Origin of the sequence: Sinorhizobium psoraleae (assembly GCF_013283645.1) — a bacterium.
GTDB lineage: Bacteria > Pseudomonadota > Alphaproteobacteria > Rhizobiales > Rhizobiaceae > Sinorhizobium > Sinorhizobium psoraleae.
Genome location: NZ_JABEKV010000002.1, coordinates 174,367 through 200,582, shown reverse-complemented (window position 1 = coordinate 200,582; position 26,216 = coordinate 174,367). Strand labels below are relative to the sequence as shown.

Genomic DNA, 26,216 nt, shown 5'->3' with positions numbered 1-26,216 from the left:
AGATGTCGGCGCCCCTTTGTGGTCGGAGCGAAAAAATGGTTTCGCTTGCCGAGGATATCGGTACCGTAGAGCGAGTTGTTGGGGATTTGCAATGACACAAACCATTCGTCATGCGACGCGCGCCGAATTCGACACGATCATCGACTGGGCTGCGCAAGAAGGATGGAACCCCGGATTGGAGGACGCCAACGCGTTCTGGGCGGCCGATCCTGAAGGATATTGGGTCTCCACCGAGGAGAACACGCTCGCAGCCGCGATCTCGCTCGTACGCTACGGTAGTGATTACGCGTTTCTTGGCTTTTACGTCGCTCGCCCCGCCTACCGCGGCCGGGGCATCGGCCTCGCGCTATGGAAGCGAGCGATCGCGGAGGCAGGGGACCGAACCGTTGGGCTCGATGGTGTCGTGGCGCAACAGGAGAACTATCGAAAGTCGGGCTTCGTCCGATCCCATGCGAATATTCGGTACGGCGGCGTAGTCGACGTGAAGGAGCCGCCCGGCACGAACCTGATCGACGTAGCGCCCGTCCATGCGCCTGCCTTGATCGCGTATGATCGCGGCTTCAACCCGGCAAGTCGCGATGCTTTTCTGCGCGAGTGGACGAAACAATTGAAGACGCGCCGAAGCGTCGTGCTGCTGCGCGATGGGACGATCACCGGTTATGGAACGCTGCGTGCCTGCCGCGAGGGGTACAAGATCGGTCCGCTCTTCGCCGATACGGAGACAGGCGCCGATCTTATCTTTCGGAAGCTCGCGGCCGAGGTGAAAGGTGGTCCGGTCTATCTCGACATTCCCGAACCGAACGTGTCGGCCCGAGCGCTTTGCGAACGCCACAACATGAAGCCGGTCTTCGAAACCGCGCGGATGTATCGGGGTCCGGCACCGGATCTTCCGCTGGGACGGATTTACGGCATCACGACGTTCGAGCTTGGCTGATCAGCTGATCATCGCCTCTTCGTATTCGGTTGACAGCTCCAACCACTGCTCTTCCGCCTCGGCCAGCTTCGCGGCCGCTTCCGAGCGTTCCTTGGCTTTCTGCGCGGCCTTTGCCGGAGCTTTCTCGTAAAGACCGGGATCTGCAAGCTCGGCATCAAGAGCTTGAATCAGTTTCTCCAATTTTCCGGTCAACGATTCGATCTCGTTGATCTTTTTCCTGAGAGGCGCCAGCGATGTGCGCCTGTCGGCATTGGCCTTGCGCTGATCCGCCTTCGAGAGGGCCTCGTCCGATCCGTTGACCTTCGCCTTGTCGTCCCTGGACTTGGGGCCGCCGACGATCAGGCTGCGGTAGTCCTCAAGATCGCCGTCGTAGGTGGCGACGGTACCATCACGCACGAGCCACAACCGGTCGGCGGTAGCCTCGATCAGGTGCCGGTCGTGCGAGATGAGAATGACCGCACCGGAATAGTCGTTGAGCGCGGTGATCAGTGCGTTGCGGCTGTCGATATCGAGATGGTTGGTCGGCTCGTCGAGGATCAGCAGGTTCGGCGCGTCGAAGGCGGCGAGCCCCATCAGGAGCCGCGCCTTCTCGCCGCCGGAAAGATCCTTCGCGGCCGTATCCATCTTTTCCGTTGCGAGGCCCATTTGCGCCACGCGCGAACGAACCTTTGCCTCCGGAGCATCGGGCATGCGCCGGCGAACGTGCTCCACCGCGCTTTGCGTCGGTACCAGATCGTCGAGCTGATGCTGCGCGAAGAACCCGATCTTCAGTCCCGGGGCGATCCGCACATCGCCGGCTTCCGCCCGAAGGCGACCGGATATGAATTTCGCAAAGGTCGATTTGCCGTTGCCATTGGAACCGAGCAAGGCGATGCGATCGTCTGCATCGATGCGGAGATTGAGGCGCTTGAGGATGGGCTTGCCCGGTTCGTAACCAACCGCGCCGCCCTGAATAGCGACGATTGGCGACGCCACCTGCTTTTCCGGATCGGGAAAGGAAAAACCCTGGACGTGATCCTCGATCACGGCCGCTACGGTGCCCATGCGCTCCAGCGCCTTGACGCGGCTTTGTGCCTGGCGGGCCTTCGAGGCCTTGGCCTTGAAGCGGTCGATGAAGCTCTGCAGATGCTTGCGTGCCGCTTCGTTCTTGGCTTTCGCCTTCATCTGCAATTCGTCGGCCTCCGCCTTCTGCCGCTCGAACTGGTCGTAGGAACCGCGATAGAAGGTGAGTTTCTTCTGGTCGAGGTGAACGATCGCGTTGACGGCCGTGTTCAGGAGGTCGCGATCGTGGCTGATGATGATGACCGTGTGCGGATAACGGCGAATATAGTCCTCGAGCCACAACGTACCTTCAAGGTCGAGGTAATTGGTCGGCTCGTCCAGAAGAAGCAGGTCCGGCTCGGAAAAGAGAACGGCTGCCAGAGCCACGCGCATGCGCCAGCCGCCGGAGAAGGAGGATGCCGGACGCCGCTGCGCGTCGTGATCAAAGCCCAGACCGGCAAGGATGCTTGCCGCGCGCGCTTCCGCCGAGTGGGCGCCGATGTCGGCAAGTCGCGTCTGGATCTCGGCGATCCGGTGTGGATCGGTCGCGGTCTCGGCTTCGGCGATGAGCGCGGTGCGCTCCTTGTCCGCCTTGAGTACGATCTCGATCAGCGGCTCCTCGGTGCCGGGTGCTTCCTGGGCAACCTGGCCGATGCGCGCGTTTTTCGGCAACGAGACGCTGCCGGCTTCCGCCGAAAGCTCGCCGGTAATGACGCGGAAGAGCGTCGATTTGCCTGCCCCATTACGTCCGACGAGCCCTGCCTTCGTGCCCGCCGGAAGCGTCACGGAAGCATTTTCGATGAGAAGGCGGCCCGCAATGCGGGCGGAGAGACCGGCGATCTGGATCATGCGGGCCTTTTGCCCGGACTTTTCCGGGAAGGCAAGGGGTGCGTCGGCGGCGAGATCCGGGGCTGTTCCCTGTGCGTCCCGCTTGCTGTTTTCAAGAGGGGATTGTTATCGAATCGTGGACAAGGTGTTCCGATAATCAATACTTCACATCATCATCATGAGGGACCACATCTATCGGCGAAGAGCACTCCCATGCTCTTCCGATTACCCGGACCGGGGGTCGAACGCCATCGGCGAGGCCGCCGCGTTCGAAGGAAGACCGGTCCGGCCAGAGGTAGTCTTTACGAAATCGTCGTTCAAGCAACGACCGCTCAGGAGTGATGATCATGAGAAATGCAATTCATACTGCGCTTGCTGCAGCCCTGGTTGCCACTGCCGTTCTCGGCGGCGCATCCGCCGCCTTCGCCGGCGGCAGCTACTATGAAGGTGTCAGCGACAAGCCGCTCTTTACCGACCGCGCACCCAAGGCGCGCAGTGAAGCCTCGGCCGTCCGTGGCGGCTACAACGGCTCCCTCGACCGCACCTCCACCGGCGCTGTGTCGGACTACGGTTCGAGGCCGGCCGTCGTTCCGGGCGGTGAAGGCGAATATTACCAGGGCATCAGCCGCTAAGGCAGGCCGCCTCCCAAGAGCGGGCACGGTGTGAGAGCGCCGCGCCCGCATTTTTTTCAGCAAGGAACAATCCTATGACCAAATCAATCGCAGCCCTTCTCGTTGCCGCCGCCGTGGCTGGCGGCGCCTCCACCGCGAGCGCTGGCGGCAGCTATTACGAGGGCGTCAGTTCGACGCCGCTTTTCACGGGGCGCGCGGCAGCCTCCGCCGGCACCGGTGTTTCGGCGAGCACCGCCGACAACGGTGATTTTTATGCTGGTGTGGATAACAAGTCCGTCGATGCGGCGTCGACCGGCGCTATTGCCAATGGCCGCGCGGTCGTGAACGTCTCCGGTGAAACCGATCAGGACAACCGCTAATCCACGCCAAGAGGCGAGCCGAGCGACCCGGTCCCGCTGCGCGCGGAGCCGGGTCGTTTCATGTTTTGGCAACACCTGTGAGGTGAGTCCATGACAAGAAAATCGAGGTAACGGTTGCTGCATGATTGAAGCGGCGCCGTCAGGCCGCATCCGCCACATAGGTCTTGCCGTGGGTCCTGTTGATGTCTGCCGAGTAGACCTGAATGCCTCTCTGCGTGCGCGCCGCGGCCAAGGCAAGTTCAGCCTGGCCCAGCAACTCTGCAGCACTTGCTGCGGCCGACGCGAGTGCAATGCCGGCGGAAAGGGAGAGTGTTTCGCTCGTGAAAGCCCGGCCCGGTGGCGTGATCGCCAGATTGGTGACGCTTTGGTGGATGCGCCGGGCGATCGTCTCTGCGTGCTCGGCAGTGACGTTATCGCAGACAAACGCGAATTCCTGTGGGCCGACGCGCGCGACGAAATCGTTTTTCTTGATCGTCTTGCGGAAGGAGGTGGCGAGCTTGCTCAATACCTTTTGAGCGAGCGCGCCCCCATGCTGCTCGCCAAGATCTCGCAATCCTTCAACCGTCACCAGAACAAGTGCGGCGGACTGACCCGACGGCGGACCGTCAAATAGGGCTGCAAGTTTTTTTGAAAGGGCCGCCTGGTTCGGCAGGCCGGTCAGTCGATCCCGATTAAGGGCCATGCGGCTTTCTTCCAGATCGCCTTCGAGCTCGGCCAAGCGTTGCGTAAGCGTCTCCAGCGCCGCGCGAAGCGCGTTTTCCTCATTCATCAGCAGCCCCGCGGCATCACGCAACAGCGCCGCTTCGTCGGCGAACTCCGACATGGTTGCGACCGGATCGGAGGAAAGCCGGGAGACGAACCGCTTCATCTGATCGCTGAAGGCATACTTTCGTGCCGATGCATCGCGGAACATCGCCATCAACTCACCGAGCGCCGCCTGCGCCTCTGCCCGCGCGCGGTCTGCCGCAAGCGCGCTGTGGCCGATCAATTTGTGCTTGATGCCAAGGTAATCCAGAGCTTCTTGCGTCGGCTCCGGACCAAGCGTTGCGAGATCGTGCGACAGTTGCGGCATGTGGCCGGACAGAGCTTCATAAATCAGCTCGTAGTTACGGGGGAGGGCAGCCACGCCGAGCCGCATCATCGAATGCGCCAGTTTTTGGATGATCGCCGCATTTCGTGCCTGCGATCGGTCGCGCGGTGGTGGAGAATGCTGGGTCATTGCGGTGCCTTGATACCAATGTCGAACTCGCCGAACTCGCCTCGCACTATCCCGGCGCGAATTTAAGAGATCCTGAATACGCCCGAGCAGCGGAAGGAAAATGCACGATATGGTTGCTGAAACATGATCCTCTGCAGAGAGGCGGTCGTGTGCTGCTGTTTGCCGCACCGATCGTCACAGGAGTAGCCGCTTTCGGTTGCGTTCTTATACTTGACTGCTTGAGTCAGCAATTATATGCCGCCTTGCTGAAATAGGAGGCGGTCTTGAGCGCAGGCGATTTGTCGAAATTTCCATTGTTTGCTGCAAACCTGGCTGCCTGGGACGAGCGGCCGGCGCTGTCGTTTCCCGGAGAGCGGACAATAAGCTATCGCGAACTGGCCGCGCGCGTCGATCGTCAGGCATCATCCTGGCGCGGCGAGCGAGGACTGGTGATGCTGGAGGCCGACCTTTCGGAGCACGCAATCATCGCCTATCTCGCGGCGCTCAGCGCCGGACATGCGATTGCCATCCAGGGCCCTGGTACCCCCGATCGAAAAATTCTCGAGCCTGAATATTGCTATCGCCGTTGTGATGGCCGATGGCGAACAGAACGTCTGCCGGGGAGCAATTTGCAGATCCATCCGGATCTCGCGGTCCTGCTCTCGACATCCGGCAGCACCGGCCACGGAAAATGCGTGAGACTGTCCGCCGCGAACATTCAGTCGAACTCCCGTTCGATCGCCGATTATCTCGGCCTCACCGCCTCGGATCGAGCCTGCCTCATTCTGCCGTTCCACTATTCCTATGGCCTCTCCGTGCTGAATGCCCACCTGTCGGTCGGTGCAAGCCTCTATGTCCCGGGTGGCTCCATTCTGGATGACGGCTTTCTCGATGGACTTGCGGAAAGCGGCAGTACCAATCTTTCAGGCGTTCCCTATTCCTATGAACTTCTGGAAAAAGTAGGATTCCGCCAGCAGGAATTCCCCGATCTGCGCTTCATGACCGTCGCCGGAGGGAGATTGGCGTCCGAGAAGATTCGCCTTTACAACGAGCACCTCACGGCACGCGGCGCTTCCTTTTTCGTCATGTACGGCCAGACGGAGGCGACCGCCCGGATGGCCTATGTTCCCCCTGATCGCCTCAGGGGCAGGGAAGATCGGATCGGCATCGCCATCCCGGGCGGTAGCCTGACCATCGAGAGTGACGAGGGGCAATTGATCGCAGGCACCGATACGCCTGGCGAACTTGTCTATCGCGGGCCGAACGTGATGATGGGCTATGCCTCGTCGCGCGCCGATCTCGCACGCGGCTGCGACCTTTCAGAATTGCGCACCGGCGATCTGGCGACGAGAGACGTCGACGGGTACTTCCGGATCGTTGGGCGGACGAAGCGCATATCGAAGATCGCCGGCCTGCGCATCGGGCACGACGGTTTGGAGGCCGCCCTCGAACGACACGGCATCGCAGCCGCCGTCGTCGGCGACGATACGAGCGTTCACGCCTTCTATGTGGGAGAGCGCGATCGCAACGACATCCGCAGCATCCTGGCCACCGCGAGTGGTTTGACCGTCTTGCAGGTGAAGGCTTCGCGCGTCAACGCGCTGCCGAGGCTTGCATCCGGCAAGATCGATTATCAGGCTCTCCGCAACGCGATGACGAAGGACACCGGGACCGTCGCGGAGGAAGACGGAATCGCGGCGCTCTTCAACCAGATCTTCTACCCGAAAAAGGTTCGGTCCGACGACAGCTTCCTTTCGCTCGGCGGCGACTCGCTGCGTTTCGTCCAGCTTTCGATCGGCCTGGAGAAGCTTCTCGGCGAAATCCCCGAGGCTTGGGAAAAGATGTCGGTCGCTGAACTCGCGGCATTGGGAAAGCGCGAAACCAAAAGCAGACGGATCGGCACCGATCTCCTCATTCGGGCACTGGCGATCCTGCTCGTCGTCCTGCACCACGAGATCTTATGGCCCATCCCCGGCGGATCGGCGGCGATGGTCATCCTTGCCGGTTTCGGCGTTGCGCGCTTCCAACGCGGCGCCTTGCTATCGGGCGCGGTGCTGCGCCTCCTGCGGCCCCTCACGCAGATTCTGATGCCTTATTATCTGATCGTGGTGGGCTACACCCTTGCCTGGGGGGAGATACCTTGGGCGTCGGTTTTCCTCCTTGGCAATCTCGGTCTTGCCGATCCCGAACGCCACAGCATGGTGCCTTACCTCTACTGGTTCATCGAGGCCTATTGCCAGATGCTTGTCGTCTTTGCGGCATTGTTCGCTGTGCCATCGGTCCGACGTGCGGCTGCCTCGAAGCCCTTCATGCTCGGAATGGCGTTGCTCGCGGCAGCTCTCGTCGGCCGGCTGGCATTGCCGTTGCTGGTCGATATGGGCAACCGCCAGATTTTCACGCTGCCGTGGATATTCCACCTGGCGGTCATCGGTTGGTGCGCTGCTGTTGCCGAGACGAAGCTTGAGCGCGGCGTGCTGATGCTGGCCGGAACGGCCACCTTCCTGTTCTTCGGGCTCTACGAGGGCGTATGGATCGGGACGAAGATCAAATATCTGCTGCAGATTCCGGTTCTGGCTGCCTTGCTCTTCCTGCCGCAGATCAGGATGCCGCAATGGATTGCGAAGCTCATCCTGCCGATCTCGGCCGCCGGCTTTCACATCTATATTCTGCACCGTTTCGTGCCGGAGCTTCTGCTGCCTCCGCTGCAGCCATTGATGTCGCCGGCTGCCTATTCGCTGTGCTCGATCGTCGGCGGGATAGCGCTCGGCATGGCGGCATGGCTTGCCCAGCGGTATCTCATGACACTCTGGGCGCAGACCAGGCACGGCGGCGGTCTCATCGATTGGCAGAACCGGTTCGTCGGGCGGGTTCCGTCAATCCGCCCACTTCTCGCCATCGGACCGCAGGAAGAAAACCAGGTCCAGCGTCAATGACGGGCGCCCGAGCGCGGTCAGGGTTGCATGCGCCTGGCCGCGGTGATGGGTCTGGTGGTTGAAGAAATGGGCGAGCGTCGGCCCGAGTCTCTGGGTGATTTCGCCCGGCGCACTAAGTGGCGTATAGGTGACCTTCGTTGCCAGGCGAGCTTCGTCGAGGCCGTCGATCCAGGCGATGATGCGTTCGTCTTCCGCCACGCGCGCCGCCGTCAGCGCCGCGAGGTCATCGTGCAGGATCGCGTCGAGTGCGGAGGGGGCTTCGCCCTCTTTGGTGAAGCGTCTCATCCAGATGCGATCGGCCGCCAGGAGGTGATTGAGCGTCCCATGGAGCGAGCCGAAGAACGCGCCCTTGTGCTGGCGGTACTCCGTGTCCAAGAGCTCAGCCGCGGCGGCGTAAAGCCGCCGGTTGGCCCAGCGGTTGTAATCGGCAAACATGCGGTAATGGTCGAGCATCGGCGATCTCCCCTATAGTCGCCTGAGCCTAGCGTAAATCGGCATCCGGGTGTCGAATGCCACCAATGAAATTTGTTGATTGATCTGCGGCTGCCCTGCCGATGGTACGCTGGCTTGAGCCTCATGACTGTTTGGAACGCTCCGTGACAGCGGCATGAAACTCTCGCCGGCGGGGTCGAAACATCGCCGCGCCCCCTTGTTTTGCACGGAATTGGCGGCTAATGAACCGCCACTTTCCAAGAAACAAGGGAATTGAGCCAATGGCGATTGAACGTACTTTTTCGATGATCAAGCCGGATGCGACGAAGCGCAACCTGACCGGTGCCATCACCAAGATGCTCGAAGACGCCGGCCTGCGCGTCGTCGCTTCGAAGCGCGTCTGGATGAGCCGCCGCGAAGCCGAAGGCTTCTACGCCGTACACAAGGACCGCCCGTTCTTCGGCGAACTGGTCGAGTTCATGTCCTCTGGCCCGACCGTTGTTCAGGTTCTCGAAGGCGAGAACGCCATTGCCAAGAACCGCGAAGTCATGGGCGCCACCAACCCGGCAAACGCCGCCGAAGGTACGATCCGCAAGGTGCATGCGCTGTCGATCGGCGAAAATTCGGTTCATGGTTCGGATGCTCCGGAAACGGCCGCCGAGGAAATCGCCTACTGGTTCTCCGGCACCGAGATCGTCGGCTGATTCACATTCTTCGTTTCCGCCTGCAAAGGCTTGAAACGACTCTTCAAAGCCGGGGCGGCAACGCTCCGGTTTTTTACGTTGGGCAGGTGGCAGTCTCGAAACGCGCTGGTGCCTTGCCGTCCCGGAAGACCTCCGGGTTCTTGTCATAGGCCGGCCCCTCGACCAATGCCTTTGCCGGCAGGATGTCCTGGTCGACGTCGGAAATCACCGTCGTTTCCAGTTTCTGGAGCGTTGCACCGTTTGGTCCCTTGACCTCGATCGTCACCGCATAAGGCTTCTCTTTTTTGACGCAGCTTATATCGGGACTCTCCAGCACCACCTTGTCCAGCTTCGGAAAGAGCTTTCGCTCGAGTGTCAGCGGCTCACCGCCGGCCGGATTCTCGAAATGCGCGATCACGATGCTGCCGTCCGGCACCGGTTCGGTCTTGTTGAGCGTGATCATGTAGGTGGCGTAGGCCAGCCGGTAGTTGAAGACGAACATCTTGCCCGTGAGCTTCAGCGGATCCGGTCCGGTTTCCCGCTGGCACCCGGCAAGCGCCGCCGCGGCGATCAGCACGATTATGGCGAATTTCTTCATGGGCGGGCTTCCTTTTTGTTGCGGCGGTAATGGCGTTTCGCCTTCGTCCGGTTGCCGCAGACAGCCATGTCGCACCATGTCCGGCTCCTATTGCGGCTTCGATCGAGGAACAGCCATTGGCAATTGGGGCATATTTTCAGCCGGTCCGGCTCCGGATTGGCGGCGAGGCTGAGTGCCGAGTGCGCCGTGGCGATGTCCAAGGCGATATGGTTCCCTTCGTGGGCCGACCGGCGCAGAACGGTGGCTATGGCTTCAAGCAGGTCGGCCAGTAGCTCCGGCCGGTCTTCGGCGAGAGCTCGCGCTCGAAAGTGCCGGTCCGTCGCCTCGCGCAATCCTATCAATGACCCTCGGTTTTCGGGTCGAGCCGGAACGAGCATGCCGAAACGATCTCTTTCCACGCCGTATCGATTGGCAGCATCGGCAAAGGAGTCCATCGCGGCGGCATCGGCGAAGCGATCGACCCGGCGTTCCGGATCGAAGCGCAGGACCACCGAATTCGCGACATCCAAAGCCAGTACGCCGCCCGAAAATCTATGTTCAGTCCAGGTGAAGGTCATGCCAAATTCCTAACTGGTAAAACTGATTTTACCAGTTATATTGCTTCTGTCACCCTATGGATGTGCAATGGCCTATTTTCTTCAGCAGATTGCCAATGCCGTGCCGGTCGCGGCGCTCTACGCGGCGCTTGCTTTCGGCTATGCCATCGCCTTTGCCGTGACACGGAGGGCTGACCTCACCTACGGCGCGCTCTTCGCTTTTGCCGGTCAGATGTTCGTGCTTTTCGCGGATGTCGGCTGGAACCGGCTCTGGCTGGTCCTGCCGGCTTCGCTTGGCCTCGGGGCGGCGGCGGCGCTGACATTCGGACTCGGCGCCGGGCTCGTCGCAGGGCGCTACGTGATGCGACCCCTGGCCTTCTCCTCGGCCAACGCCGTGGTCGTCGCCTCGCTTGGCACCCTCCTAGTGCTGATGGAAACGGCGCGTCTTGCCTCGGACACCCGAAGCCTATGGATGCCGCCGTTCCTTAACAGTGTCATCGTGTTCTGGCCCGATCCGCAGTTCCCGGTGACGCTGACGGTCATTCAACTGCTGAACACCGCGCTGATGGCGGCATTGGTCGCGGGCGGGCACTTCCTGCTGACCCACTCCTTTATCGGGCGCTACTGGCGCGCCGTGTCCGAGGACCGCGAGGCAGCGGCGCTATGCGGCGTCGATCCCGCAACCGTCTACATCGTTGCCTATGGCACCGCGTCGCTGGTCGCAGCGTTCTGCGGAATCCTTGCCGCTTCCTATTATGGCAACATGGATTTCGGCACGGGCCTGACCTTCGGCGTCAAAGTTTTGTTCATCGCCGCAATCGGCGGGCAAACGGCGCCGCTGCTTGCCGCTCTGGGTGCCGCCGGCGTCGGTCTGCTTGAAACGCTTTGGTCCGCTTACGGCCCGATTCTCTGGCGGGATTTCGCGATCTTCGGCTTTCTCGTCATCGTGCTGGTCGTGACACGCCGGGAAAAGGTCATTCCCTGATCAGTTCTTTGAAGACCAGCGGGCCCGCGCCGTGTCGTCGGCATCCTTGGCGCTGACCCATCCCCCGGTGCTGCCATCGGCACGATGCTCCTTCTTCCAGAAGGGAGCGGAGGTCTTCAGGAAATCCATGATGAAATTGGCGCCGTCGAACGCCGCTTGCCGGTGCGGCGAGGCCGTCACCACAAGCACGATGTTATCGCCCGGCATAATCTTGCCGTAGCGATGAATGGCAGTTGCCGCCTGCAATCCGAAACGCGTCATCGCCTCGTGGCAAATGCGTTCGATTTCGGCTTCCGCCATGCCGGGATAATGTTCCAGTTCAAGCGCGCCGAGCACACCGGCCTCATCGCGGCAAAGCCCCGAAAACGTCACGACCGCGCCAATGTCCCCCCGGCCTCGGGAGAGCGAGGCGACTTCGGCGGCGAGGTCGAAGTCTTCGCGCTGGACGCGCACGGTGACGGGGGCATTCATGTCTTCAGCCGCCCGTCATCGGCGGAAAGAGGGCGATCTCGCGCGCCCCGGCGATCGGTTCGCCATGATCGACATGTTCCTGGTTGATCGCCGCGCGAATGACGTTCTGGTGTTCGAGTGCCGCCTCGTATTGCTCGCCGAGCGTTTTCAGATGCGCAAGCAGATCGGCAACCGTGACGATATTCGCGGGAAGCTCCAGCGTTTCCTCACCCTTGCCGATGCGCTCCCGCACCCAGGAAAAATAGACGAGACTGACCGTGCTCATTCATTGACCACATGTTTCAAACCGGCGCGGAAATAATCATAGCCCGTATAGAGCGTGATTGCAGCCGCGATCCACAGAAGCACGATGCCGGCTTCGGTGATGTAGGGAACGATCTTGTCGCCGGCCGGACCGGCCAGGAGAAAGGCGATCGCCACCATCTGGATGGTCGTTTTCCATTTCGCGATGCGCGTCACCGGCACGCTGACCTTGAGCGCGGCAAGATATTCGCGCAGGCCGGACACGAGAATCTCGCGGCAGAGAATGATGATCGCAGCCCAGATCGACCAGCCCGCGATCGTGCCGTCGGCGGCAACGAGAAGCAGGATCGAAGCGACGAGCAGCTTGTCGGCAATCGGATCCAGCATCCGGCCGATGTTCGACGTCTGCTTCCAGATGCGGGCGAGATAGCCGTCGAAGAAATCCGTGATCGAGGCCGTGACGAACAGGACGAGCGCGGTCCACCGCGCGAAGTCCGAGCTGTGCAGCCGGCCCTCGATGAAGAAGCAAAGCACGATCAGCGGCACGATCAGGATGCGGAAATAGGTGAGCAGGTTCGGGACACTATAGGCAATGGGCGTTGACATGAACTCGGTTTCTCTGGACGACGGCAGAGCAGCACGCGAAAGGAGCGGCGGCCACCTTTCCCATCCCCTCTGGGTTTCATGTGTACAGAATGACTTTGCGACCATAAGGTCAACAGGACATTGCACAACGGTTGTCATATTTGGCGGATTTCATCTGAACGCAGGCTGAATTGCGCCGCCACTGAATCGTTTTGAGGACAAAGTTCCGCAGCAGGTCAGGGCGCTAGAACGGCCTTTGCGCGTCCGATCAGGCGCGCGGCTGCTGTGGGCAGTTATTTCACGCTGTCCTCGTGAAAATGCTCGTAGACGAGTCGGGCGACGGCCTCCGAGATGCCATTGACGGCCATCAGGTCGTTGACGCCGGCCCGGGAGACGGCCTTGGCCGTCCCGAAATGGGTAAGCAGCGCCCGCTTCCGCGTCGGCCCGATACCAGCGATTTCGTCGAGCGGGTTCTTTACCATCTCCTTCTTTCGCCGGGCGCGATGCGAGCCGATGGCGAAACGGTGTGCTTCGTCGCGCAGTCTCTGAATGAAATAGAGAACCGGATCGCGCGGCGGCAGCGTGAAGCTTTCGCGCCCCTCGGCGAAAAAGCGCTCGCGGCCGGCGTCGCGATCGACACCCTTGGCCACGCCGATTGCGGTCACGCAATCCTCGACGTCCAGTTCCTTGAGAATTGCGCGGACCGCGGTCATCTGGCCCTGGCCGCCGTCGATCAGGATGACGTCCGGCCAGGCCGGGAATGCGCCGTCATCGCCTGGTTCGGCGCTGCGGTCGGGTTTGCCTTCCTCTTTCAGCAGGCGCGAGAAGCGCCGCGTCATGACCTCGCGCATCATGCCGAAGTCATCGCCCGGCGTAATGTCGGTCGATCTGATGTTGAACTTGCGATACTGGCCTTTGACGAAACCTTCGGGACCGGCGACGACCATACCGCCGACGGCGTTGGTCCCCATAATGTGCGAGTTGTCGTAGATCTCGATGCGGCGCGGCACCTGTTCCAGTTGGAAGGTCTTGGCAAAGCCTTCGAGCAGCCGCGACTGCGATGCGGTTTCGGCAAGCTTGCGGCCATGGGCCTCGCGCGCATTTGCGAGCGCGTGGTCGACGAGATCCTTCTTCTCGCCGCGCTGAGGCACCAGAATCGACACCTTGTAGCCGGATTTTTCCGTGAGCGCCTGGCCGAGCAGTTCCTGCTCCTCGACCGCCTCGCAGAGCAGGATCTGTCGAGGGCAGGGCTTGTCGTCGTAGAACTGGGCGAGAAAGGCGCTGAGCACCTCCGACGAAGGAAGCGACGGGTCGGCTTTCGGGAAATAGGCGCGGTTGCCCCAGTTCTGTCCGGTGCGGAAGAAGAAAACCTGGATGCAGGAAATCCCGCCTTCGTGATGGATCGCGAAGACGTCCGCCTCCTCGACGCCGGCCGGATTGATGCCCTGGTGGCTCTGCACATGACTGAGCGCCGCGAGGCGATCACGGTAGAGCGCGGCACGCTCGAAATCGAGGTTCTCGGAGGCTTCGCTCATGGCGGCAGCGATCGTTGCCTTCACGGCCTGGCTTTTGCCGGAGAGAAAGTCCTTTGCCTCATGGACGAGCTCGGCATAGTCGGCATCGCTGATTTCGCCGGTGCAAGGCGCCGAACAGCGCTTGATCTGGTAGAGCAGGCAGGGGCGTGTGCGTGTCTCGAAGACGCTGTCCGTGCAGGTTCTCAGAAGAAAGGCGCGCTGCAGCGAGTTGATCGTTCGTCCGACGGCGCCGGCCGATGCGAAGGGGCCGAAGTAATCTCCCTTGCGGCTGCGTGCCCCGCGATGCTTGAACAGCGCTGGCGCCCTGCTGTCGCCGGTGACGACGATATAGGGAAACGACTTGTCGTCGCGCAACAGCACGTTGAAGCGCGGACGCAGCCGCTTGATGAGGTTGGCTTCGAGCAGCAGCGCCTCGATCTCGGTCCGTGTCGTGACGAACTCCATGTTCGCAGTCTCGCGAACCATCCGCGCAATGCGGTTGGAATGGCCGCGGCCCTGGGCGTAGTTGCTCACCCGTTTCTTGAGGCTGCGGGCCTTGCCGACGTAGAGCACGTCGCCGGCGTCGTTGAACATGCGGTAGACGCCGGGGCCGTTCGGCAAAAGCTTGACGAAGGCCTGAATGAGGTCCGCGCCCTTGAGGCCCTGCGTCTCGGCGTGGTTCTCCGCCCAATCGATCGCTGGCGCCGGCCGCTCGCCTTCTGTCACCTCGAGCAGATCGTCGTCTTCATCGGTCTCGCTGCCGTCGTAAAGGATGCCGCCATCGGTGGGCGTCTGCCCGTTCATTCCACTATCTCCCGAATATCCGGCGTCTCCCAGGCAAGATGCTGGCCGCCGTCAAGCGCGATCATCTGTCCGGTAACCGACGGCGTGTCGAAAAGGAAGCGGATCGCGCGTCCAAACTCGTCGAGCGCCGGACCGCGCTTGAGGATCAGTGCGTCGACCTGCGCCTGAAAGTCGCTCTGTTTCTGCCGTTCGTTCGGCAGTGTCGGCCCCGGTCCGATGCCGTTGACACGAATATTCGGGGCAAGCGCCTGTGCCATCGTCTGGGTTGCCGTCCACAGCGCCGACTTGGAAAGCATATAGGAATAAAAGCGCGGATTTGGAGACCAGACGCGCTGGTCTATGACATTGATGACAAGGCCGGAAACGTCATCCGGACGCTGCCGGGCAAAGTCGCGCGCAAGCAGGGAAGGGGCCTTGACGTGCAGCGCGAAGTGGCGTTCCCAGACCTCTTCGTCGAACGCGTCCAGGCTGTCCTTCTTGAAGACCGAGGCGTTGTTGACGAGCAGGTCGAGCGGACCAAGCAAGGCCGTCGCCTCGGCGATGAGCCGGGACGCGGCGGCGGAATCGGTGAGGTCCGCCTTCAGAGCGACAGCCTTGACGGCATTCGCGGCGAGGCTCTTCGCCAGTGCTTCTGCTTCGGCGAATGAGCCGTTCGCATGGATGGCGACTGCGAAGCCGTGCGCGGCCAGATCCTCGACTATTGCCTTGCCTATGCGTCGGGCGCCGCCGGTTACGAGCGCCGCCTTGAGTGTTCTCGTCAACTTTTTCCCGTCCCTCGAATCCTGTTCTGGCTGGACGAAGATATAGGCAAGAATGGCCGGCCTGAAACTCTCCCGGTGGAATCATTTCAGAAAAATTAATGCAAAGCGGATAAATTGTATTATTTCGAAGTATCATAGTATAGATTTCGTTATTCTAAAACTATGGTTAACAAATACCCTGTGTCGTGAAGGCAACATCCAATTTCGGCCGTGTTCGTGCCGCTAAAATTTCACAATTTAGCTCTTGAGATTCCGCATTTTCTGGCCAATTTCCGGTCAACCGGGCGGGTTAATCACAGAATGTCCGGTGTTCCGCAGAGATACAATTGCGTCGGAGCATCGGTTGAAAAGGAGAATAGTATGCGTACGCTGACCACCACCCTCATGGCTTCGGCCATGGCTTTCGTTGCCTTGCAGGCCGCCCACGCCGCAGACGCCGTCGATGAAGTTCCGGCTGCTCCGGCTGCCGAATACACCGAACCGGCGACCAAGGACTGGTCGGGCGCCTATGTCGGCGGCACGGCCGACTGGCACCATGGCGAGGCTGACGCCACCGGCAGCAACACCTCCGCTGGTTTCGGCGGCGGTCTTTACGGCGGTTACAACGTGCAGAGCGGCCAGATCGTCTACGGCGGTGAAGCCGATATCGGCTATGCCGGCAACGATTCTCACTCCAGCGGCCGTCGCGTCGAGCAGGGTGTCAACGGCTCGATCCGTGGCCGTGTGGGCGTCGACGTGAACCCCGTTCTCCTCTATGGCACGGCCGGTCTCGCTGTCGGCAAGGCCAAGCTTTCGACCCCGGATGGTTCTGACAAGAACACGATGGTTGGCTGGACGGCCGGTGCCGGTGCGGAGACCTTTGTCACCGATAACATCACCGCACGCGTCGAATACCGTTACACGGACTATGCCTCCAAAGACTTCAACGTTGGCAGCAGCACCGTTACGTCTGGCTACGACGAGCACAGCGTCCGCGTCGGTATGGGCGTCAAGTTCTGATCGACCGACATAGCATCAGCGAAAAGGCCGGGGTGACCCGGCCTTTTTTTATGCCTTGAAATTAGAATAATCCGGAAAGTGCTTTTCGAACTTCGCCGGCCAGTTCTTGAGCTTCGGCCGCCCTCGCTGCCACTCGCCGGCGAAGCGCAATTCGATGTAGCGCAACAGGGCTGCCAGCGCGAAATGCCCTGCATGGAGCTTGCCTCCGGTCTTCGGGAGGTTTGCGTTCAAGTAATCCAGCCCGCGTTCGACCTTTTCCCATTGCCGGTCAATCCAGGGTTGGTGCACCTTCTCCGGCGGGTGAAAGCGCTTCTCGTAGACGATCGCCAGCAGGCTGTCGCAAACACCGTCGCAAAGCGCCTCGAAGATTTCCACTTCGGTACGTTTGCCCGCGTTTTTCGGATAGAGCTTGCCCTTGGTTTCGCGGTCGAGGAAATGCATGATCGCCCGGCTGTCGTAGATCGCCTTGCCGTCCGCAGTAACCAAGGTCGGAATCTTGCCCAGCGGATTGTTGCCGATCAGTTCCGGCGGGTTGGCGTTCGTGTCCGTCAACACGCTTTCTGCGTCGAGGCCCAGGTGGTGCGCGGCCATGCGGACCTTGTTCGAGTAGGGGGAGGCAGGCGAATAGAGTATCTTCATTCGAGTCTTTCCGTTGTCATGGGGCAGGGGGAAGGGAAACCGCGCCCCTTCTGCAGGCTTGGCGATCCACTTCGGGGCATGCCCTGAATTTAAGTGTCTTGTCGAAGCAGATTCTGATTTCTTCGAGAAGCCTGGCTTCGCAGGTAACAGCGATCGTCTCCGGCGTCATGCCGGGATTTTTCGCGATCAGTGCGGCTTCGATCACTGATACCGGGAGATCGCGCGATTTTTCCGTCGATGCCAACTCCGGCGGGATCGTGAGCCGTTCGCGCGCGGCGCGCGCCACGGCGAAATAGTCCGCCTGGCTGAGGCCCGAGCAGGTGCCGTGCTTGCGCCACTGATGGCCAATCAGTCCCATTGAGGGAATGAGGTCGAGATATTGCCGGCCGAGCGATTCCGGTACGCGGTCCGATTGCCGGGTCGGGCAATATTCCGGATAGCCCTTTTCATTCTGTGGCCAGAGCCCGTGCACAATGAGGCCGCGACGGCTGCCGGCCTCGCATTGATCAGATTTTCCGGACGGATCGTTGCTGCCGCACCAGGTGGGCGACCAGGACAGGGACAGGACGTAAAAGTCGAAGCCTCCACCGACGGGAACCGGAACTGCCGCAACAGTCTTCGTCCCGCCGGTCCCCGGATTCGGGGCGGTTTTGTCTGCACCTTCATCGCTGCAGGCGGCGATCGTCAGAACGCCGACGAGCGCCGGCAGCAGCCTCTTCGCCGCTCTCAACGAAGCGAAGCGCAGTGGGCGCCGTAGACATACCAGGGATCGAGGCCGCCGACGCAGAACTCAATACTCCTGCCGACACCGGCAAAGCCCCACGGTCGCTCGATCAGATACCAGAGGGGACGCCGTACGCCGTCGGTCATCACGGCAGTCGCATAGCAATATTCACGCTCGACGAGGTGCGTGTAGTCACGCGGCTCGAAGCGATTTTGGCCCATGTCGCGAATCTCGGCGATGGCGAGATTGGCATGAAGGTAGTTTGCGGCCTTGTAGTCGAAGCGTCGGGTGATGAAACCCAAAACGGAGGCGTTGCTGCAGGCGCCGGTAGCATAAGCTACATGGGGTGCAGGCTCCCCGATATAGTCGGCGGCGGCAGCAGCGGTGGTGAGGGAAAACGAGAGTAGAAGCGATGCGGCAAGCGTACGAGTCATGGCCATCTCCCTGAATCCTTTCAGGAGATTGACGCGTTCGCCATCGATCCGTCAAGGCCCCGGGTTGAGAGATGCTTCGCCGCGCAGCCAGAAGCAGCGGGCCGACGCGAAGCGATCCTGAGCCAGATGTGTTTTCAGAAAGGGCAGCAGGACATCGAGCTCACTCTTCAACGTGAAGGGCGGGTTGACGATGACCAGGCCCGATCCCGCAAGCCCCGTGGTGTCGCGACCGCTGCGCACCGCGAGTTCCACGCAGAGCATTTTCGGAATCTCCAGCGCTTTCAACGCCGCGTGGAAATCCTTTATCGGTGCGCCTTTCTTCAGCGGATACCAGAGACAGAAGGTGCCTCCGGCAAACCGGCGGTAGCCTTTCGCGAGTCCCTCGGCAAGCCGCTGGTATTCGCCCTCGATCTCGAACGGAGGATCGACGAGAATGAGGCCACGCTTTTCCTTCGGTGGCAGGTGAGCGCCAAGCGCCAGCCAGCCGTCGAGGTTCGTGATGCGGCTTTGAAAGTCGCCATCGAACAGGCGGTGCAGCGTCTCGTAGTCGTCCGGATGCAGTTCCATCGCCGAAAGCCGGTCCTGAGGGCGGAACAGCATGCGGACGAGCTTCGGTGAACCGGGATAGTGAGTGAGGCCGCCGTCGGGATTGACATCGCGAACGGCCGAGAGATAGGGCTCGAGGATCGCGGTGATCGGAGCAGGGAGCTGCGCGTCGAGCAATCGGCCGATGCCGTCTCGCCATTCTCCGGTCTTCTGGGCTTCCTCGCTCGAAAGGTCATAGAGCCCAATGCCGGCATGCGTGTCGAGCACCCGGAAGGCCTTGTCCTTTTGCTTGAGATACGTGACGAGCCGCGCCAGCACCGCATGTTTCAGGACGTCGGCGAAATTGCCTGCGTGATAGATGTGCCGATAGTTCATGAGCGCCGCCGATGGCTATGATCAATTGTTTCGATGGATGGCGAATGGGGCTTTTTGCCCTCCAGCGGATGCCATATAGAAAAGCCATGAACGTTGCGACCCCCATCAAAGCAGAAAAGTCGATCGGCTATTCGGTCTGTCCGCACGACTGTCCGTCAGCCTGTGCGCTTGAAGTCGACCTGACGGCCGAAGGCCAGATCGGCCGTCTGCGCGGCGCGGCCGGAAACAGCTATACCGCCGGCGTCATCTGCGCCAAGGTGGCGCGCTACGCCGAGCGCATCTACCACCCCGGCCGACTGATGGTGCCGCAGCGCCGCGCCGGCGCCAAGGGCGACGGAAGCTGGCAGGAGATTTCCTGGGAAGCGGCGCTCGATGAGATTGCTGACCAGTTCGTCAAGGCCGAGCAGAAGCACGGTCCCGAGGCGATCTGGCCCTATTTCTACGCAGGCACGATGGGACAGGTCCAGCGCGATTCGATCGAACGGCTGCGTCACGCCAAGCGCTATTCCGGGTTCTTCGGTTCGATCTGTACGAACATGGCCTGGACCGGCTTCACCATGGCGACGGGAGCCTTGCGCGGCCCCGACCCGCGCGAAATGGCGAAGGCCGACTGCGTCGTGATCTGGGGCACCAATGCGGTCGCGACGCAGGTCAACGTCATGACCCACGCGGTCAAGGCGCGCAAGGATCGCGGCGCCAAGATCGTCGTCATCGACGTCTACGAAAACCCGACCGTCAAGCAAGCCGATATGGGGCTCGTGCTGAAACCGGGCACCGATGCCGCGCTCGCCTGCGCCGTCATGCACATCGCCTTCCGTGACGGCTATGCCGATCGCGCCTACATGGCGAAGTTCGCTGATGACCCCGCGGGCCTCGAAGCGCATCTCAAGACACGCGGCCCGGACTGGGCTTCGGCTATCACCGGCCTGCCGGTGGAGGAAATCGAAGCCTTCGCCAAGCTCGTCGGGACGACGCCGAAAACATACTTCCGCCTCGGCTACGGCTTTACCCGCCAGCGCAACGGCTCCGTCGCCATCCATGCGGCGGCTTCGGTCGCCACCGTGCTCGGCTCCTGGAAGCATGAAGGCGGCGGCGCGTTCCATTCGAACAACGACATCTTCAAGCTGGACAAGCGCGAGCTCGTAGGTTCCGCGTACCACGATCCCGATGTGCGCATGCTCGACCAGTCGCAGATCGGCCGTGTGCTGACCGGCGACGCCGAGGCACTGCGCCATCGCGGGCCTGTGACCGCGCTTCTCATCCAGAACACCAACCCCGTCAACGTCGCGCCCGAGCAGCGGCTGGTGAAGCAGGGCTTCCTGCGCGATGACCTCTTCGTTGCCGTGCATGAGCAGTTCATGACCGACACCGCGCGGCTCGCGGACATCGTCCTGCCTGCGACCATGTTCCTGGAGCACGACGATCTTTATCGCGGCGGCGGTCACCAGCACATTCTGATCGGACCGAAGGTCGTCGAACCGCCGCCGACGGTGCGCACCAATCTCTTCGTCATCGAGGAGTTGGCGAAGCGTCTCGGTGTATCCGACCGCGCAGGCTTCGGCCTTACGGAGCGGCAGCATATCGATCGGCTTCTCGCCAACTACGATATCGATTACGAGCGGATGAAGCGGGAGAAGTGGCTCGATTGCCAGCCGGCCTTCGAGGAGGCGCATTTTCTCAACGGCTTCGGCCATCCGGACGGCAAGTTCCGTTTCAAGGCCGATTGGACCGGCACGCCGGCGCCCAACCGTCCGTCGAAATCGATGGGGCCGCAAGGCCCGCACGGCAGGCTGCCGGAATTTCCTGATCACGTCGAGCTGATCGAAGTGGCCGACGAACGCCATCCATACAGACTGGCGACGTCGCCGGCGCGGTCGTTCCTGAATTCGACGTTCGCCGAGACGCCGTCGTCCATTCAGAAGGAGGGGCGACCGGAAGTCATGATCCACACGGAAGACGCAGCCGCGCTCGGCATTGCCGACGGCGACGTCGTCAGGCTCGGCAATGATCGCGGCGAGATCCGGCTGCACGCGAGGATCGGCGGAGGCGCACGCCGCGGCGTCGTCATCGCCGAAGGGCTGTGGCCGAACGGAGCCCATCTGGACGGCGAGGGGATCAATGTCCTGACCGGCGCCGATGCAGTCGCGCCCTACGGCGGCGCAGCCTTCCACGACAACCGGGTCTGGGTGCGTCGGGCCTGAAGATTAGTCGAGCGGCTCCGGCTCGTCAGATTCTGCAACCGAATTCCTCGTCAACAAGGATCTCTCATGACGAAGCATGCCGACCCGCGCGTCCGGATCATCGATCGCAAGACCCTCTGGAAAGGCTTCATCAGCCTCGAAGAGGTCACGCTTGAACAGGAAATGTCCAACGGTCAAACAGCCCGGCTGGTCCGCGAGATCCATGATCATGGTCGCGCCGCAACGATCCTGCTCTTCGATCCGGAACGGCAGCTGGTCGTCCTTGTCCGTCAGCTGCGCATTCCGGTATTCCTGCAAGGCGAGCCGGGATATTTGATCGAAGCGCCGGCCGGCCTACTCGACGGCGAAGAGCCGGCAGTGGCGATCTGCCGCGAAGCGATGGAGGAGACCGGCTACCTCATCGAAAGCGCCACCCATCTCTTCGACGCCTATATGAGCCCCGGCTCTCTGACGGAACGAACGAGCTTTTTCGTCGGACTCATCGACGCGTCGAAGAAAGTGTCTGCAGGCGGCGGGCTGGTCCACGAGGGCGAAGACATCGAAGTTCTCGAGATTCCCTTTGAGAAAGCGGCGGCGATGATCGGCACCGGCGAGATCTGCGACGCGAAGACCATCATGCTGCTGCAATGGGCGATGCTCAATCGAGCTTCTATTTCGTCATAACCGTTTGACTTAACACCGTTATTGTACATTACCGATATTTCACTTTCTGATGGCGCTCGAGTGGGCTAAAGCCCTGTTGTCTTTAACAAGGACACGGGCGAGCCATGATCTCCCCCTCTGCCTCAGAGCCTGAAGTCGATGAAGAGCAAAGGAACGAAGCGGGGTGGCGGCCGTTTCTGAGGCGCAATCAGCGCTCTCTTTCCGCCGTCGGCACGCTTCTCATGATTGCGCTCTTCGGAGCCGCCGTCTTCCACCTGACCGCTGAGGTGCATTACGACGACGTCGTGTCAGCATTGGCCGAAACGCGTTGGATCTCGATCGTCGCGGCAGTTCTGTTCACGGCGTTGAGCTTTCTTGCGCTGACCTTCTACGACGTCGCCGCGCTCGACTACGTCAAGCGCAAGCTACCCTATGCGGATATCGCGCTCACGGCCGCCTGTGCCTATGCCGTCGGCAACACAGCCGGCTTCGGACCTTTGAGCGGAGGCGCAATCCGCTACCGGTCCTATTCCCGGCTCGGCCTGGAGCCGGAAGAGATAGCCCGCGTCGTCGCGTTCGTGACGCTTGCCTTCGGGCTTGGTCTTGCGGCCGTCACGTGCATCAGCGTGCTCACCGCCGGCGAATACGTGGCTCCGCTGACTGGGCTTGAACCGTTCTGGCTGCGGATGATCGCCATCATCGTGTTAGGCGTCCTGTTAACCGCCTTCATCTTGGCACGCGACGGCCGTGAGATCCGTGTCGGCCGCATAACCCTGCGCCTGCCGGACTCCAGAACGGCCTCCCGTCAGTTCCTGGTAACAGCGCTCGATCTTGCCGCATCCGCGACCGTTCTCTACGTGCTGTTGCCATCGGGAACAATTGGCTGGCCGGCCTTCCTGGCGGTTTATTCATTGGCGGTCGGCATCGGCGTGCTCAGCCACGTGCCGGCAGGGCTCGGCGTCTTCGAAACGGTAATAGTCGCGACGCTCGGCCGTGCGGCTGACGTCGATACAATTCTCGGCGCGTTGGTTCTTTACCGATTGATCTATCACGTGCTGCCGCTGCTGATTGCGATTGTCGTGATCATTGGCATGGAAGTTCGTCAACTCGCCGGCCATCCTGCGGCATCCAGCATGCGCCGCATAGGCGGCCGGATCGCTCCGTTGCTTCTGGCAACGCTCGCACTCGTGCTCGCCATCATGCTGGTGCTGTCGAGCGTGACGCCGACGCCTAGCGAGAACCTGGCGTTCCTTTCCAGCTATGTCTCGCTGCCACTTGTCGAAGGCGCGCATTTCCTCGCGAGCCTGCTCGGACTGGTACTGGTCATCATTGCGCGGGGATTGGCGCTGCGCCTCGACGGCGCCTGGTGGGCCTCGATCGTGATCGCGGTCGCGGCGCTGCTGCTGTCGTTGCTAAAGGCGGTGGCGTTGATGGAAGCCGGCATGCTCGCATTCTTCATCGTCGGCCTGCTTGTCAGCCGCCGGCTTTTCGTCCGCCCTGCGTGGCTGTTCGGTCAGGCGCTGACGCTGCCGTGGCTGACGGCTATCGGTGTTATCTGCCTCGGGGCATTCGTCGTTCTGCTCTTCGTGTATCGCGATATCGAGTATAGCCACGAGCTCTGGTGGCAGTTCGAGTTTTCCGCCGAAGCGCCGCGCGGACTTCGTGCGTTCCTGGGTGTCACGGTCGGGGCGAGCGCCATCGCCATCTGGAGCCTGATGCGCCCGGCCACGACAGCAGTGGAGCCTGCCTCGGAGGAGGCGTTGGAGCGGGCGATCGCCATTGTCGAGAACCAGGACATGTCGGATGCCAATCTCGTGCGGATGGGCGACAAGAGCGTCATGTTCTCTTCCGACGGTCGTGCCTTTATCATGTACGGCCAGCGGGCACGTTCCTGGATCGCCCTTTTCGATCCCGTTGGCCCGGTGGAGACTTGGCCGGATCTCATCTGGCAGTTCATAGAGACCGCTCGCGCCAATGGCTGCAGGGCAGTTTTCTACCAGGTTTCGCCACTGGGGCTCGCCTATTATGCGGACGCCGGCTTACGGGCGTTCCGACTTGGCGAACTCGCCGAGGTCGATCTGACACGGTTCGAATTGAAGGGCGGAAAATGGGCAAACCTGCGCCAGCAGGTAAGCCGTGGTCAGCGCGACGGACTGGAATTCACCGTCGTCGAGCCCGAGGCAGTAGCGGGGATTCTGCCGGAGCTCGCGGCAGTTTCGGACGCCTGGCTCGCACATCACAGCGCACGAGAGAAGGGCTTTTCCCTCGGAGCCTTCGATCCCGACTATCTGGCTGAGCAGCCTGTCGCTATCCTTAAATGCGCCGGGCGCATCGTCGCTTTCGCCAACATTCTCACGACCGTGACGAAGGAGGAGGGGTCGATCGACCTGATGCGCTTCTCGCCGGATGCTCCCAAAGGTTCGATGGACTTCCTGTTCGTGCAACTGATGGAATTCCTCAAGACGCAAGGCTACCGGCGCTTTAATCTCGGCATGGCGCCGCTCTCGGGCATGTCTTCCCGCCGGGTGGCGCCAGTGTGGGATCGGGCAGGCCGGGCGTTCTTCGAGCACGGCGAACGCTTTTACAACTTCAAGGGCCTGCGCGCCTTCAAATCCAAGTTCCACCCGCGCTGGCAGCCGCGCTACCTTGTGGCGAGCGGCGGTTTAAATCCGATCCTGGCTTTGATGGATGCAACGTTTCTCATCGGCGGCGGCCTCAAGGAAGTGATAAGGAAATGACCGGCATACGAAAAACCTGGAAGCCCGTCCTTTCGGCCGTGCTGATTGCAGCGGCAGCGTCCTTTTCCTCGTCAGCCCAGGACGCGCAAAATTTTGACACCGGCATGATCCCGTCGCCGCATATCCTGTTCCCCGCGGAAAAGGCTTCTGCGGTTGTCGTGCTCCTTTCGGATGCCGCCGGGTGGACCGCGAAGGAAGAGCGGGTCGCGCGGGCGCTTGCAAGCGAAAAGGCGATGGTCATCGGCATCGACCTCAAGACCTATCTCGCTTCGCTCGCGAAGGATGGTGGCAACTGCATCTACACGGTCTCGGATATCGAATCGCTGAGCCAGCAGGTCCAGCGCGCTGCCAAGAGCGGCGCCTATCAGCCGCCGGTCGTCGCGGGCGTCGGCGCCGGCGGGGCGATGGCGCTGGCGATCGCTGCGCAATCTCCGGCCGCGACCATTGGTCAAACGCTTGCAGTCGATCCCGAAGAGGGTATCGCATTGACGAAGCAACTCTGTACGCCGGCCGAGAAGGTTCGAAAGGGCGACCGTATGGTCTATGGCCTGACCGACGGATCTTTGCCCGACCCAGTGACAGTCGCCTTTTCTCCCGCCGCTTCAGCCGAAGGACGGGATCATGTGACGACGCTCATCGCTAGACATCCGGAGATCGGAACCCGAGACACGGGGGACGACGCCTATACGGCGCTTTCGAATGCGCTTTCCGGATTGTTGGCTGAGAGTGGAGAAGGCGACAACCCTTTCGGGCTTCCGCTGACGATCCTCGACGCGAAGCCCGCGCGCGACACCATGGCCGTGATCTATTCGGGCGATGGTGGCTGGCGGGATATCGACAGGGAGGTCGGCAACGTCCTGCAGCAGCAGGGGGTGCCGGTCGTGGGCGTCGATTCGCTGCGCTATTTCTGGTCCGAGCGCCAGCCGAAGGCGACTGCCGACGATCTGGCGAGGATCATCACCTACTATCGTAAGCGCTGGAATGTCCAAAACGTTCTGCTGATCGGCTACTCCTTCGGTGCCGATATCCTGCCGCGCACCTACAACCTGCTTCCGTCAGCCGATCGAGCGCGCGTGCGCCAGGTCACCCTCATGGCACTCTCGCATCAGGCCGATTTCAAGATTTCCGTCCTCGGCTGGCTCGGCGCCAAGGGTGAGGGAGACGCCGGCGATCCGATCGATGACATCAAGGCGATTGATCCGTCGCTTGTCCAATGCATCTACGGTACCGAAGAGGACGACGACGCTTGCCCGGACCTGAAATCGTCAGGCGTCGACGTGGTCGCCATTGAGGGCGGCCACCATTTCGACGAGGACTATCCCACCTTGACACGCCGCGTGCTCGACGCACTCGACCGCCGCCTCGCGGCGGCGAAGTGACG

At 61.5% G+C, this 26,216-nt stretch carries 25 protein-coding genes; 11 read left to right on the top strand and 14 right to left on the bottom strand.

Translation table 11 applies throughout. The annotated features are described in order from the left end of the window. Positions 1-91 precede the first annotated feature (91 nt). On the top strand, positions 92-934 hold the full coding sequence (locus ILFOPFJJ_RS09775; protein ID WP_173510369.1) for a GNAT family N-acetyltransferase: 843 nt from the start codon (positions 92-94) through the stop codon (positions 932-934). Here ILFOPFJJ_RS09775 and ILFOPFJJ_RS09770 read toward each other — a convergent pair whose 3' ends face one another. Next, positions 935-2,824 carry an ABC-F family ATP-binding cassette domain-containing protein gene (locus tag ILFOPFJJ_RS09770; protein ID WP_173510368.1) on the bottom strand — a complete coding sequence of 630 codons (1,890 nt, stop codon included), beginning with the start codon at positions 2,822-2,824 and terminating at the stop codon, positions 935-937. It abuts the gene before it with no gap. 326 nt (positions 2,825-3,150) lie between these two features. Between ILFOPFJJ_RS09770 and ILFOPFJJ_RS09765 the strand changes: the two genes are divergently transcribed. Together ILFOPFJJ_RS09765 and ILFOPFJJ_RS09760 are read left to right on the top strand one after the other, a co-directional pair. Further along, positions 3,151-3,435, top strand: a complete 285-nt coding sequence (locus ILFOPFJJ_RS09765; RefSeq protein WP_246299578.1) for a hypothetical protein — start codon at positions 3,151-3,153, stop codon at positions 3,433-3,435. A 74-nt stretch (positions 3,436-3,509) separates the two neighbouring features. Continuing rightward, positions 3,510-3,794 carry a hypothetical protein gene (locus ILFOPFJJ_RS09760; protein ID WP_173510366.1) on the top strand — a complete coding sequence of 95 codons (285 nt, stop codon included), beginning with the start codon at positions 3,510-3,512 and terminating at the stop codon, positions 3,792-3,794. 139 nt (positions 3,795-3,933) lie between these two features. Here ILFOPFJJ_RS09760 and ILFOPFJJ_RS09755 read toward each other — a convergent pair whose 3' ends face one another. After that, positions 3,934-5,013, bottom strand: a complete 1,080-nt coding sequence (locus ILFOPFJJ_RS09755) for a GGDEF domain-containing protein (RefSeq protein ID WP_173510365.1) — start codon at positions 5,011-5,013, stop codon at positions 3,934-3,936. Between the two features lie 263 nt (positions 5,014-5,276). Between ILFOPFJJ_RS09755 and ILFOPFJJ_RS09750 the strand changes: the two genes are divergently transcribed. Next, positions 5,277-7,925, top strand: coding sequence for a non-ribosomal peptide synthetase (locus ILFOPFJJ_RS09750; RefSeq protein WP_173510364.1), 2,649 nt, complete (start codon positions 5,277-5,279; stop codon positions 7,923-7,925). Here ILFOPFJJ_RS09750 and ILFOPFJJ_RS09745 read toward each other — a convergent pair. Then, positions 7,866-8,378, bottom strand: a complete 513-nt coding sequence (locus ILFOPFJJ_RS09745) for a DinB family protein (RefSeq protein ID WP_173510363.1) — start codon at positions 8,376-8,378, stop codon at positions 7,866-7,868. The two genes, ILFOPFJJ_RS09750 and ILFOPFJJ_RS09745, sit on opposite strands and share 60 nt — an antisense overlap. A 260-nt stretch (positions 8,379-8,638) precedes the next feature. On the opposite strand from ILFOPFJJ_RS09745, the gene ndk reads away from it, so the two are divergent. After that, positions 8,639-9,061: a nucleoside-diphosphate kinase gene (gene ndk, locus ILFOPFJJ_RS09740; protein ID WP_011974973.1), complete on the top strand. Its 423-nt coding sequence runs from the start codon at positions 8,639-8,641 to the stop codon at positions 9,059-9,061. Between the two features lie 73 nt (positions 9,062-9,134). Here ndk and ILFOPFJJ_RS09735 read toward each other — a convergent pair whose 3' ends face one another. Together ILFOPFJJ_RS09735 and ILFOPFJJ_RS09730 are read right to left on the bottom strand one after the other, a co-directional pair. Continuing rightward, positions 9,135-9,638, bottom strand: a complete 504-nt coding sequence (locus ILFOPFJJ_RS09735) for a hypothetical protein (protein WP_173510362.1) — start codon at positions 9,636-9,638, stop codon at positions 9,135-9,137. Then, entirely contained in the window at positions 9,635-10,195 is a 561-nt protein-coding gene (locus tag ILFOPFJJ_RS09730) for a CGNR zinc finger domain-containing protein (RefSeq protein ID WP_173510361.1), read from the bottom strand. Before ILFOPFJJ_RS09730 ends, ILFOPFJJ_RS09735 begins: the two co-directional genes overlap by 4 nt. Before the next feature lie 67 nt (positions 10,196-10,262). Between ILFOPFJJ_RS09730 and ILFOPFJJ_RS09725 the strand changes: the two genes are divergently transcribed. Further along, a complete protein-coding gene (locus ILFOPFJJ_RS09725) occupies positions 10,263-11,159 on the top strand; it encodes a branched-chain amino acid ABC transporter permease (RefSeq protein ID WP_173510360.1) in 897 nt (298 codons plus the stop codon). On the opposite strand, the gene ILFOPFJJ_RS09720 is transcribed toward ILFOPFJJ_RS09725, so the two are convergent. The 5 genes from ILFOPFJJ_RS09720 to ILFOPFJJ_RS09700 all read right to left on the bottom strand — a co-directional run bounded on the left by ILFOPFJJ_RS09720 (position 11,160) and on the right by ILFOPFJJ_RS09700 (position 15,537). Further along, positions 11,160-11,630: a molybdenum cofactor biosynthesis protein MoaE gene (locus ILFOPFJJ_RS09720; protein ID WP_173510359.1), complete on the bottom strand. Its 471-nt coding sequence runs from the start codon at positions 11,628-11,630 to the stop codon at positions 11,160-11,162. It lies immediately after the preceding gene. A 4-nt stretch (positions 11,631-11,634) separates the two neighbouring features. Beyond that, on the bottom strand, positions 11,635-11,895 hold the full coding sequence (gene moaD, locus ILFOPFJJ_RS09715) for a molybdopterin converting factor subunit 1 (protein WP_173510358.1): 261 nt from the start codon (positions 11,893-11,895) through the stop codon (positions 11,635-11,637). After that, positions 11,892-12,479, bottom strand: coding sequence for a CDP-diacylglycerol--glycerol-3-phosphate 3-phosphatidyltransferase (gene pgsA / locus ILFOPFJJ_RS09710; RefSeq protein ID WP_173510357.1), 588 nt, complete (start codon positions 12,477-12,479; stop codon positions 11,892-11,894). Before pgsA ends, moaD begins: the two co-directional genes overlap by 4 nt. A 272-nt stretch (positions 12,480-12,751) precedes the next feature. After that, positions 12,752-14,776, bottom strand: a complete 2,025-nt coding sequence (gene uvrC, locus ILFOPFJJ_RS09705) for an excinuclease ABC subunit UvrC (protein ID WP_173510356.1) — start codon at positions 14,774-14,776, stop codon at positions 12,752-12,754. Further along, positions 14,773-15,537 carry an SDR family oxidoreductase gene (locus ILFOPFJJ_RS09700; protein WP_173510355.1) on the bottom strand — a complete coding sequence of 255 codons (765 nt, stop codon included), beginning with the start codon at positions 15,535-15,537 and terminating at the stop codon, positions 14,773-14,775. The genes uvrC and ILFOPFJJ_RS09700 overlap by 4 nt, the downstream gene beginning before the upstream one ends. A 360-nt stretch (positions 15,538-15,897) precedes the next feature. On the opposite strand from ILFOPFJJ_RS09700, the gene ILFOPFJJ_RS09695 reads away from it, so the two are divergent. Beyond that, entirely contained in the window at positions 15,898-16,536 is a 639-nt protein-coding gene (locus ILFOPFJJ_RS09695; RefSeq protein WP_173510354.1) for an outer membrane protein, read from the top strand. A gap of 48 nt (positions 16,537-16,584) precedes the next feature. Here ILFOPFJJ_RS09695 and ILFOPFJJ_RS09690 read toward each other — a convergent pair whose 3' ends face one another. The 4 genes from ILFOPFJJ_RS09690 to ILFOPFJJ_RS09675 are packed head-to-tail and all read right to left on the bottom strand — an operon-like array spanning position 16,585 to position 19,254. Next, entirely contained in the window at positions 16,585-17,175 is a 591-nt protein-coding gene (locus tag ILFOPFJJ_RS09690) for a glutathione S-transferase (RefSeq protein WP_173510353.1), read from the bottom strand. 16 nt (positions 17,176-17,191) lie between these two features. Continuing rightward, entirely contained in the window at positions 17,192-17,905 is a 714-nt protein-coding gene (locus ILFOPFJJ_RS09685; protein WP_376741400.1) for a ribonuclease T2 family protein, read from the bottom strand. After that, positions 17,902-18,333: a hypothetical protein gene (locus ILFOPFJJ_RS09680; protein WP_173510352.1), complete on the bottom strand. Its 432-nt coding sequence runs from the start codon at positions 18,331-18,333 to the stop codon at positions 17,902-17,904. The genes ILFOPFJJ_RS09685 and ILFOPFJJ_RS09680 overlap by 4 nt, the downstream gene beginning before the upstream one ends. A 51-nt stretch (positions 18,334-18,384) precedes the next feature. Next, a complete protein-coding gene (locus tag ILFOPFJJ_RS09675) occupies positions 18,385-19,254 on the bottom strand; it encodes a 23S rRNA (adenine(2030)-N(6))-methyltransferase RlmJ (RefSeq protein ID WP_173510351.1) in 870 nt (289 codons plus the stop codon). A 68-nt stretch (positions 19,255-19,322) separates the two neighbouring features. On the opposite strand from ILFOPFJJ_RS09675, the gene ILFOPFJJ_RS09670 reads away from it, so the two are divergent. From ILFOPFJJ_RS09670 to ILFOPFJJ_RS09655, 4 genes are all read left to right on the top strand, one after another. Continuing rightward, on the top strand, positions 19,323-21,455 hold the full coding sequence (locus ILFOPFJJ_RS09670) for a molybdopterin-containing oxidoreductase family protein (protein ID WP_173511473.1): 2,133 nt from the start codon (positions 19,323-19,325) through the stop codon (positions 21,453-21,455). A 66-nt stretch (positions 21,456-21,521) separates the two neighbouring features. Next, positions 21,522-22,118 (top strand): NUDIX domain-containing protein, encoded by a 597-nt coding sequence (locus tag ILFOPFJJ_RS09665; protein WP_173510350.1) that lies wholly within the window; start codon positions 21,522-21,524, stop codon positions 22,116-22,118. Between the two features lie 104 nt (positions 22,119-22,222). Further along, a complete protein-coding gene (gene mprF / locus ILFOPFJJ_RS09660; RefSeq protein ID WP_173510349.1) occupies positions 22,223-24,835 on the top strand; it encodes a bifunctional lysylphosphatidylglycerol flippase/synthetase MprF in 2,613 nt (870 codons plus the stop codon). Beyond that, positions 24,832-26,214, top strand: coding sequence for a virulence factor family protein (locus tag ILFOPFJJ_RS09655; RefSeq protein ID WP_173510348.1), 1,383 nt, complete (start codon positions 24,832-24,834; stop codon positions 26,212-26,214). Before mprF ends, ILFOPFJJ_RS09655 begins: the two co-directional genes overlap by 4 nt. Positions 26,215-26,216 lie beyond the last annotated feature (2 nt).

Bases quoted from the DNA above. Each gene is read 5' to 3' on its own strand.
- ILFOPFJJ_RS09775 (WP_173510369.1), top strand. From the start codon at position 92: ATGACACAAACCATTCGTCATGCGACGCGCGCCGAATTCGACACGATC.
- ILFOPFJJ_RS09770 (WP_173510368.1), bottom strand. From the start codon at position 2,824: ATGATCCAGATCGCCGGTCTCTCCGCCCGCATTGCGGGCCGCCTTCTC.
- ILFOPFJJ_RS09765 (WP_246299578.1), top strand. From the start codon at position 3,151: ATGAGAAATGCAATTCATACTGCGCTTGCTGCAGCCCTGGTTGCCACT.
- ILFOPFJJ_RS09760 (WP_173510366.1), top strand. From the start codon at position 3,510: ATGACCAAATCAATCGCAGCCCTTCTCGTTGCCGCCGCCGTGGCTGGC.
- ILFOPFJJ_RS09755 (WP_173510365.1), bottom strand. From the start codon at position 5,013: ATGACCCAGCATTCTCCACCACCGCGCGACCGATCGCAGGCACGAAAT.
- ILFOPFJJ_RS09745 (WP_173510363.1), bottom strand. From the start codon at position 8,378: ATGCTCGACCATTACCGCATGTTTGCCGATTACAACCGCTGGGCCAAC.
- ndk (WP_011974973.1), top strand. From the start codon at position 8,639: ATGGCGATTGAACGTACTTTTTCGATGATCAAGCCGGATGCGACGAAG.
- ILFOPFJJ_RS09735 (WP_173510362.1), bottom strand. From the start codon at position 9,638: ATGAAGAAATTCGCCATAATCGTGCTGATCGCCGCGGCGGCGCTTGCC.
- ILFOPFJJ_RS09730 (WP_173510361.1), bottom strand. From the start codon at position 10,195: ATGACCTTCACCTGGACTGAACATAGATTTTCGGGCGGCGTACTGGCT.
- ILFOPFJJ_RS09725 (WP_173510360.1), top strand. From the start codon at position 10,263: ATGGCCTATTTTCTTCAGCAGATTGCCAATGCCGTGCCGGTCGCGGCG.
- ILFOPFJJ_RS09720 (WP_173510359.1), bottom strand. From the start codon at position 11,630: ATGAATGCCCCCGTCACCGTGCGCGTCCAGCGCGAAGACTTCGACCTC.
- moaD (WP_173510358.1), bottom strand. From the start codon at position 11,895: ATGAGCACGGTCAGTCTCGTCTATTTTTCCTGGGTGCGGGAGCGCATC.
- pgsA (WP_173510357.1), bottom strand. From the start codon at position 12,479: ATGTCAACGCCCATTGCCTATAGTGTCCCGAACCTGCTCACCTATTTC.
- uvrC (WP_173510356.1), bottom strand. From the start codon at position 14,776: ATGAACGGGCAGACGCCCACCGATGGCGGCATCCTTTACGACGGCAGC.
- ILFOPFJJ_RS09695 (WP_173510354.1), top strand. From the start codon at position 15,898: ATGCGTACGCTGACCACCACCCTCATGGCTTCGGCCATGGCTTTCGTT.
- ILFOPFJJ_RS09690 (WP_173510353.1), bottom strand. From the start codon at position 17,175: ATGAAGATACTCTATTCGCCTGCCTCCCCCTACTCGAACAAGGTCCGC.
- ILFOPFJJ_RS09680 (WP_173510352.1), bottom strand. From the start codon at position 18,333: ATGACTCGTACGCTTGCCGCATCGCTTCTACTCTCGTTTTCCCTCACC.
- ILFOPFJJ_RS09675 (WP_173510351.1), bottom strand. From the start codon at position 19,254: ATGAACTATCGGCACATCTATCACGCAGGCAATTTCGCCGACGTCCTG.
- ILFOPFJJ_RS09670 (WP_173511473.1), top strand. From the start codon at position 19,323: ATGCCATATAGAAAAGCCATGAACGTTGCGACCCCCATCAAAGCAGAA.
- ILFOPFJJ_RS09665 (WP_173510350.1), top strand. From the start codon at position 21,522: ATGACGAAGCATGCCGACCCGCGCGTCCGGATCATCGATCGCAAGACC.
- mprF (WP_173510349.1), top strand. From the start codon at position 22,223: ATGATCTCCCCCTCTGCCTCAGAGCCTGAAGTCGATGAAGAGCAAAGG.
- ILFOPFJJ_RS09655 (WP_173510348.1), top strand. From the start codon at position 24,832: ATGACCGGCATACGAAAAACCTGGAAGCCCGTCCTTTCGGCCGTGCTG.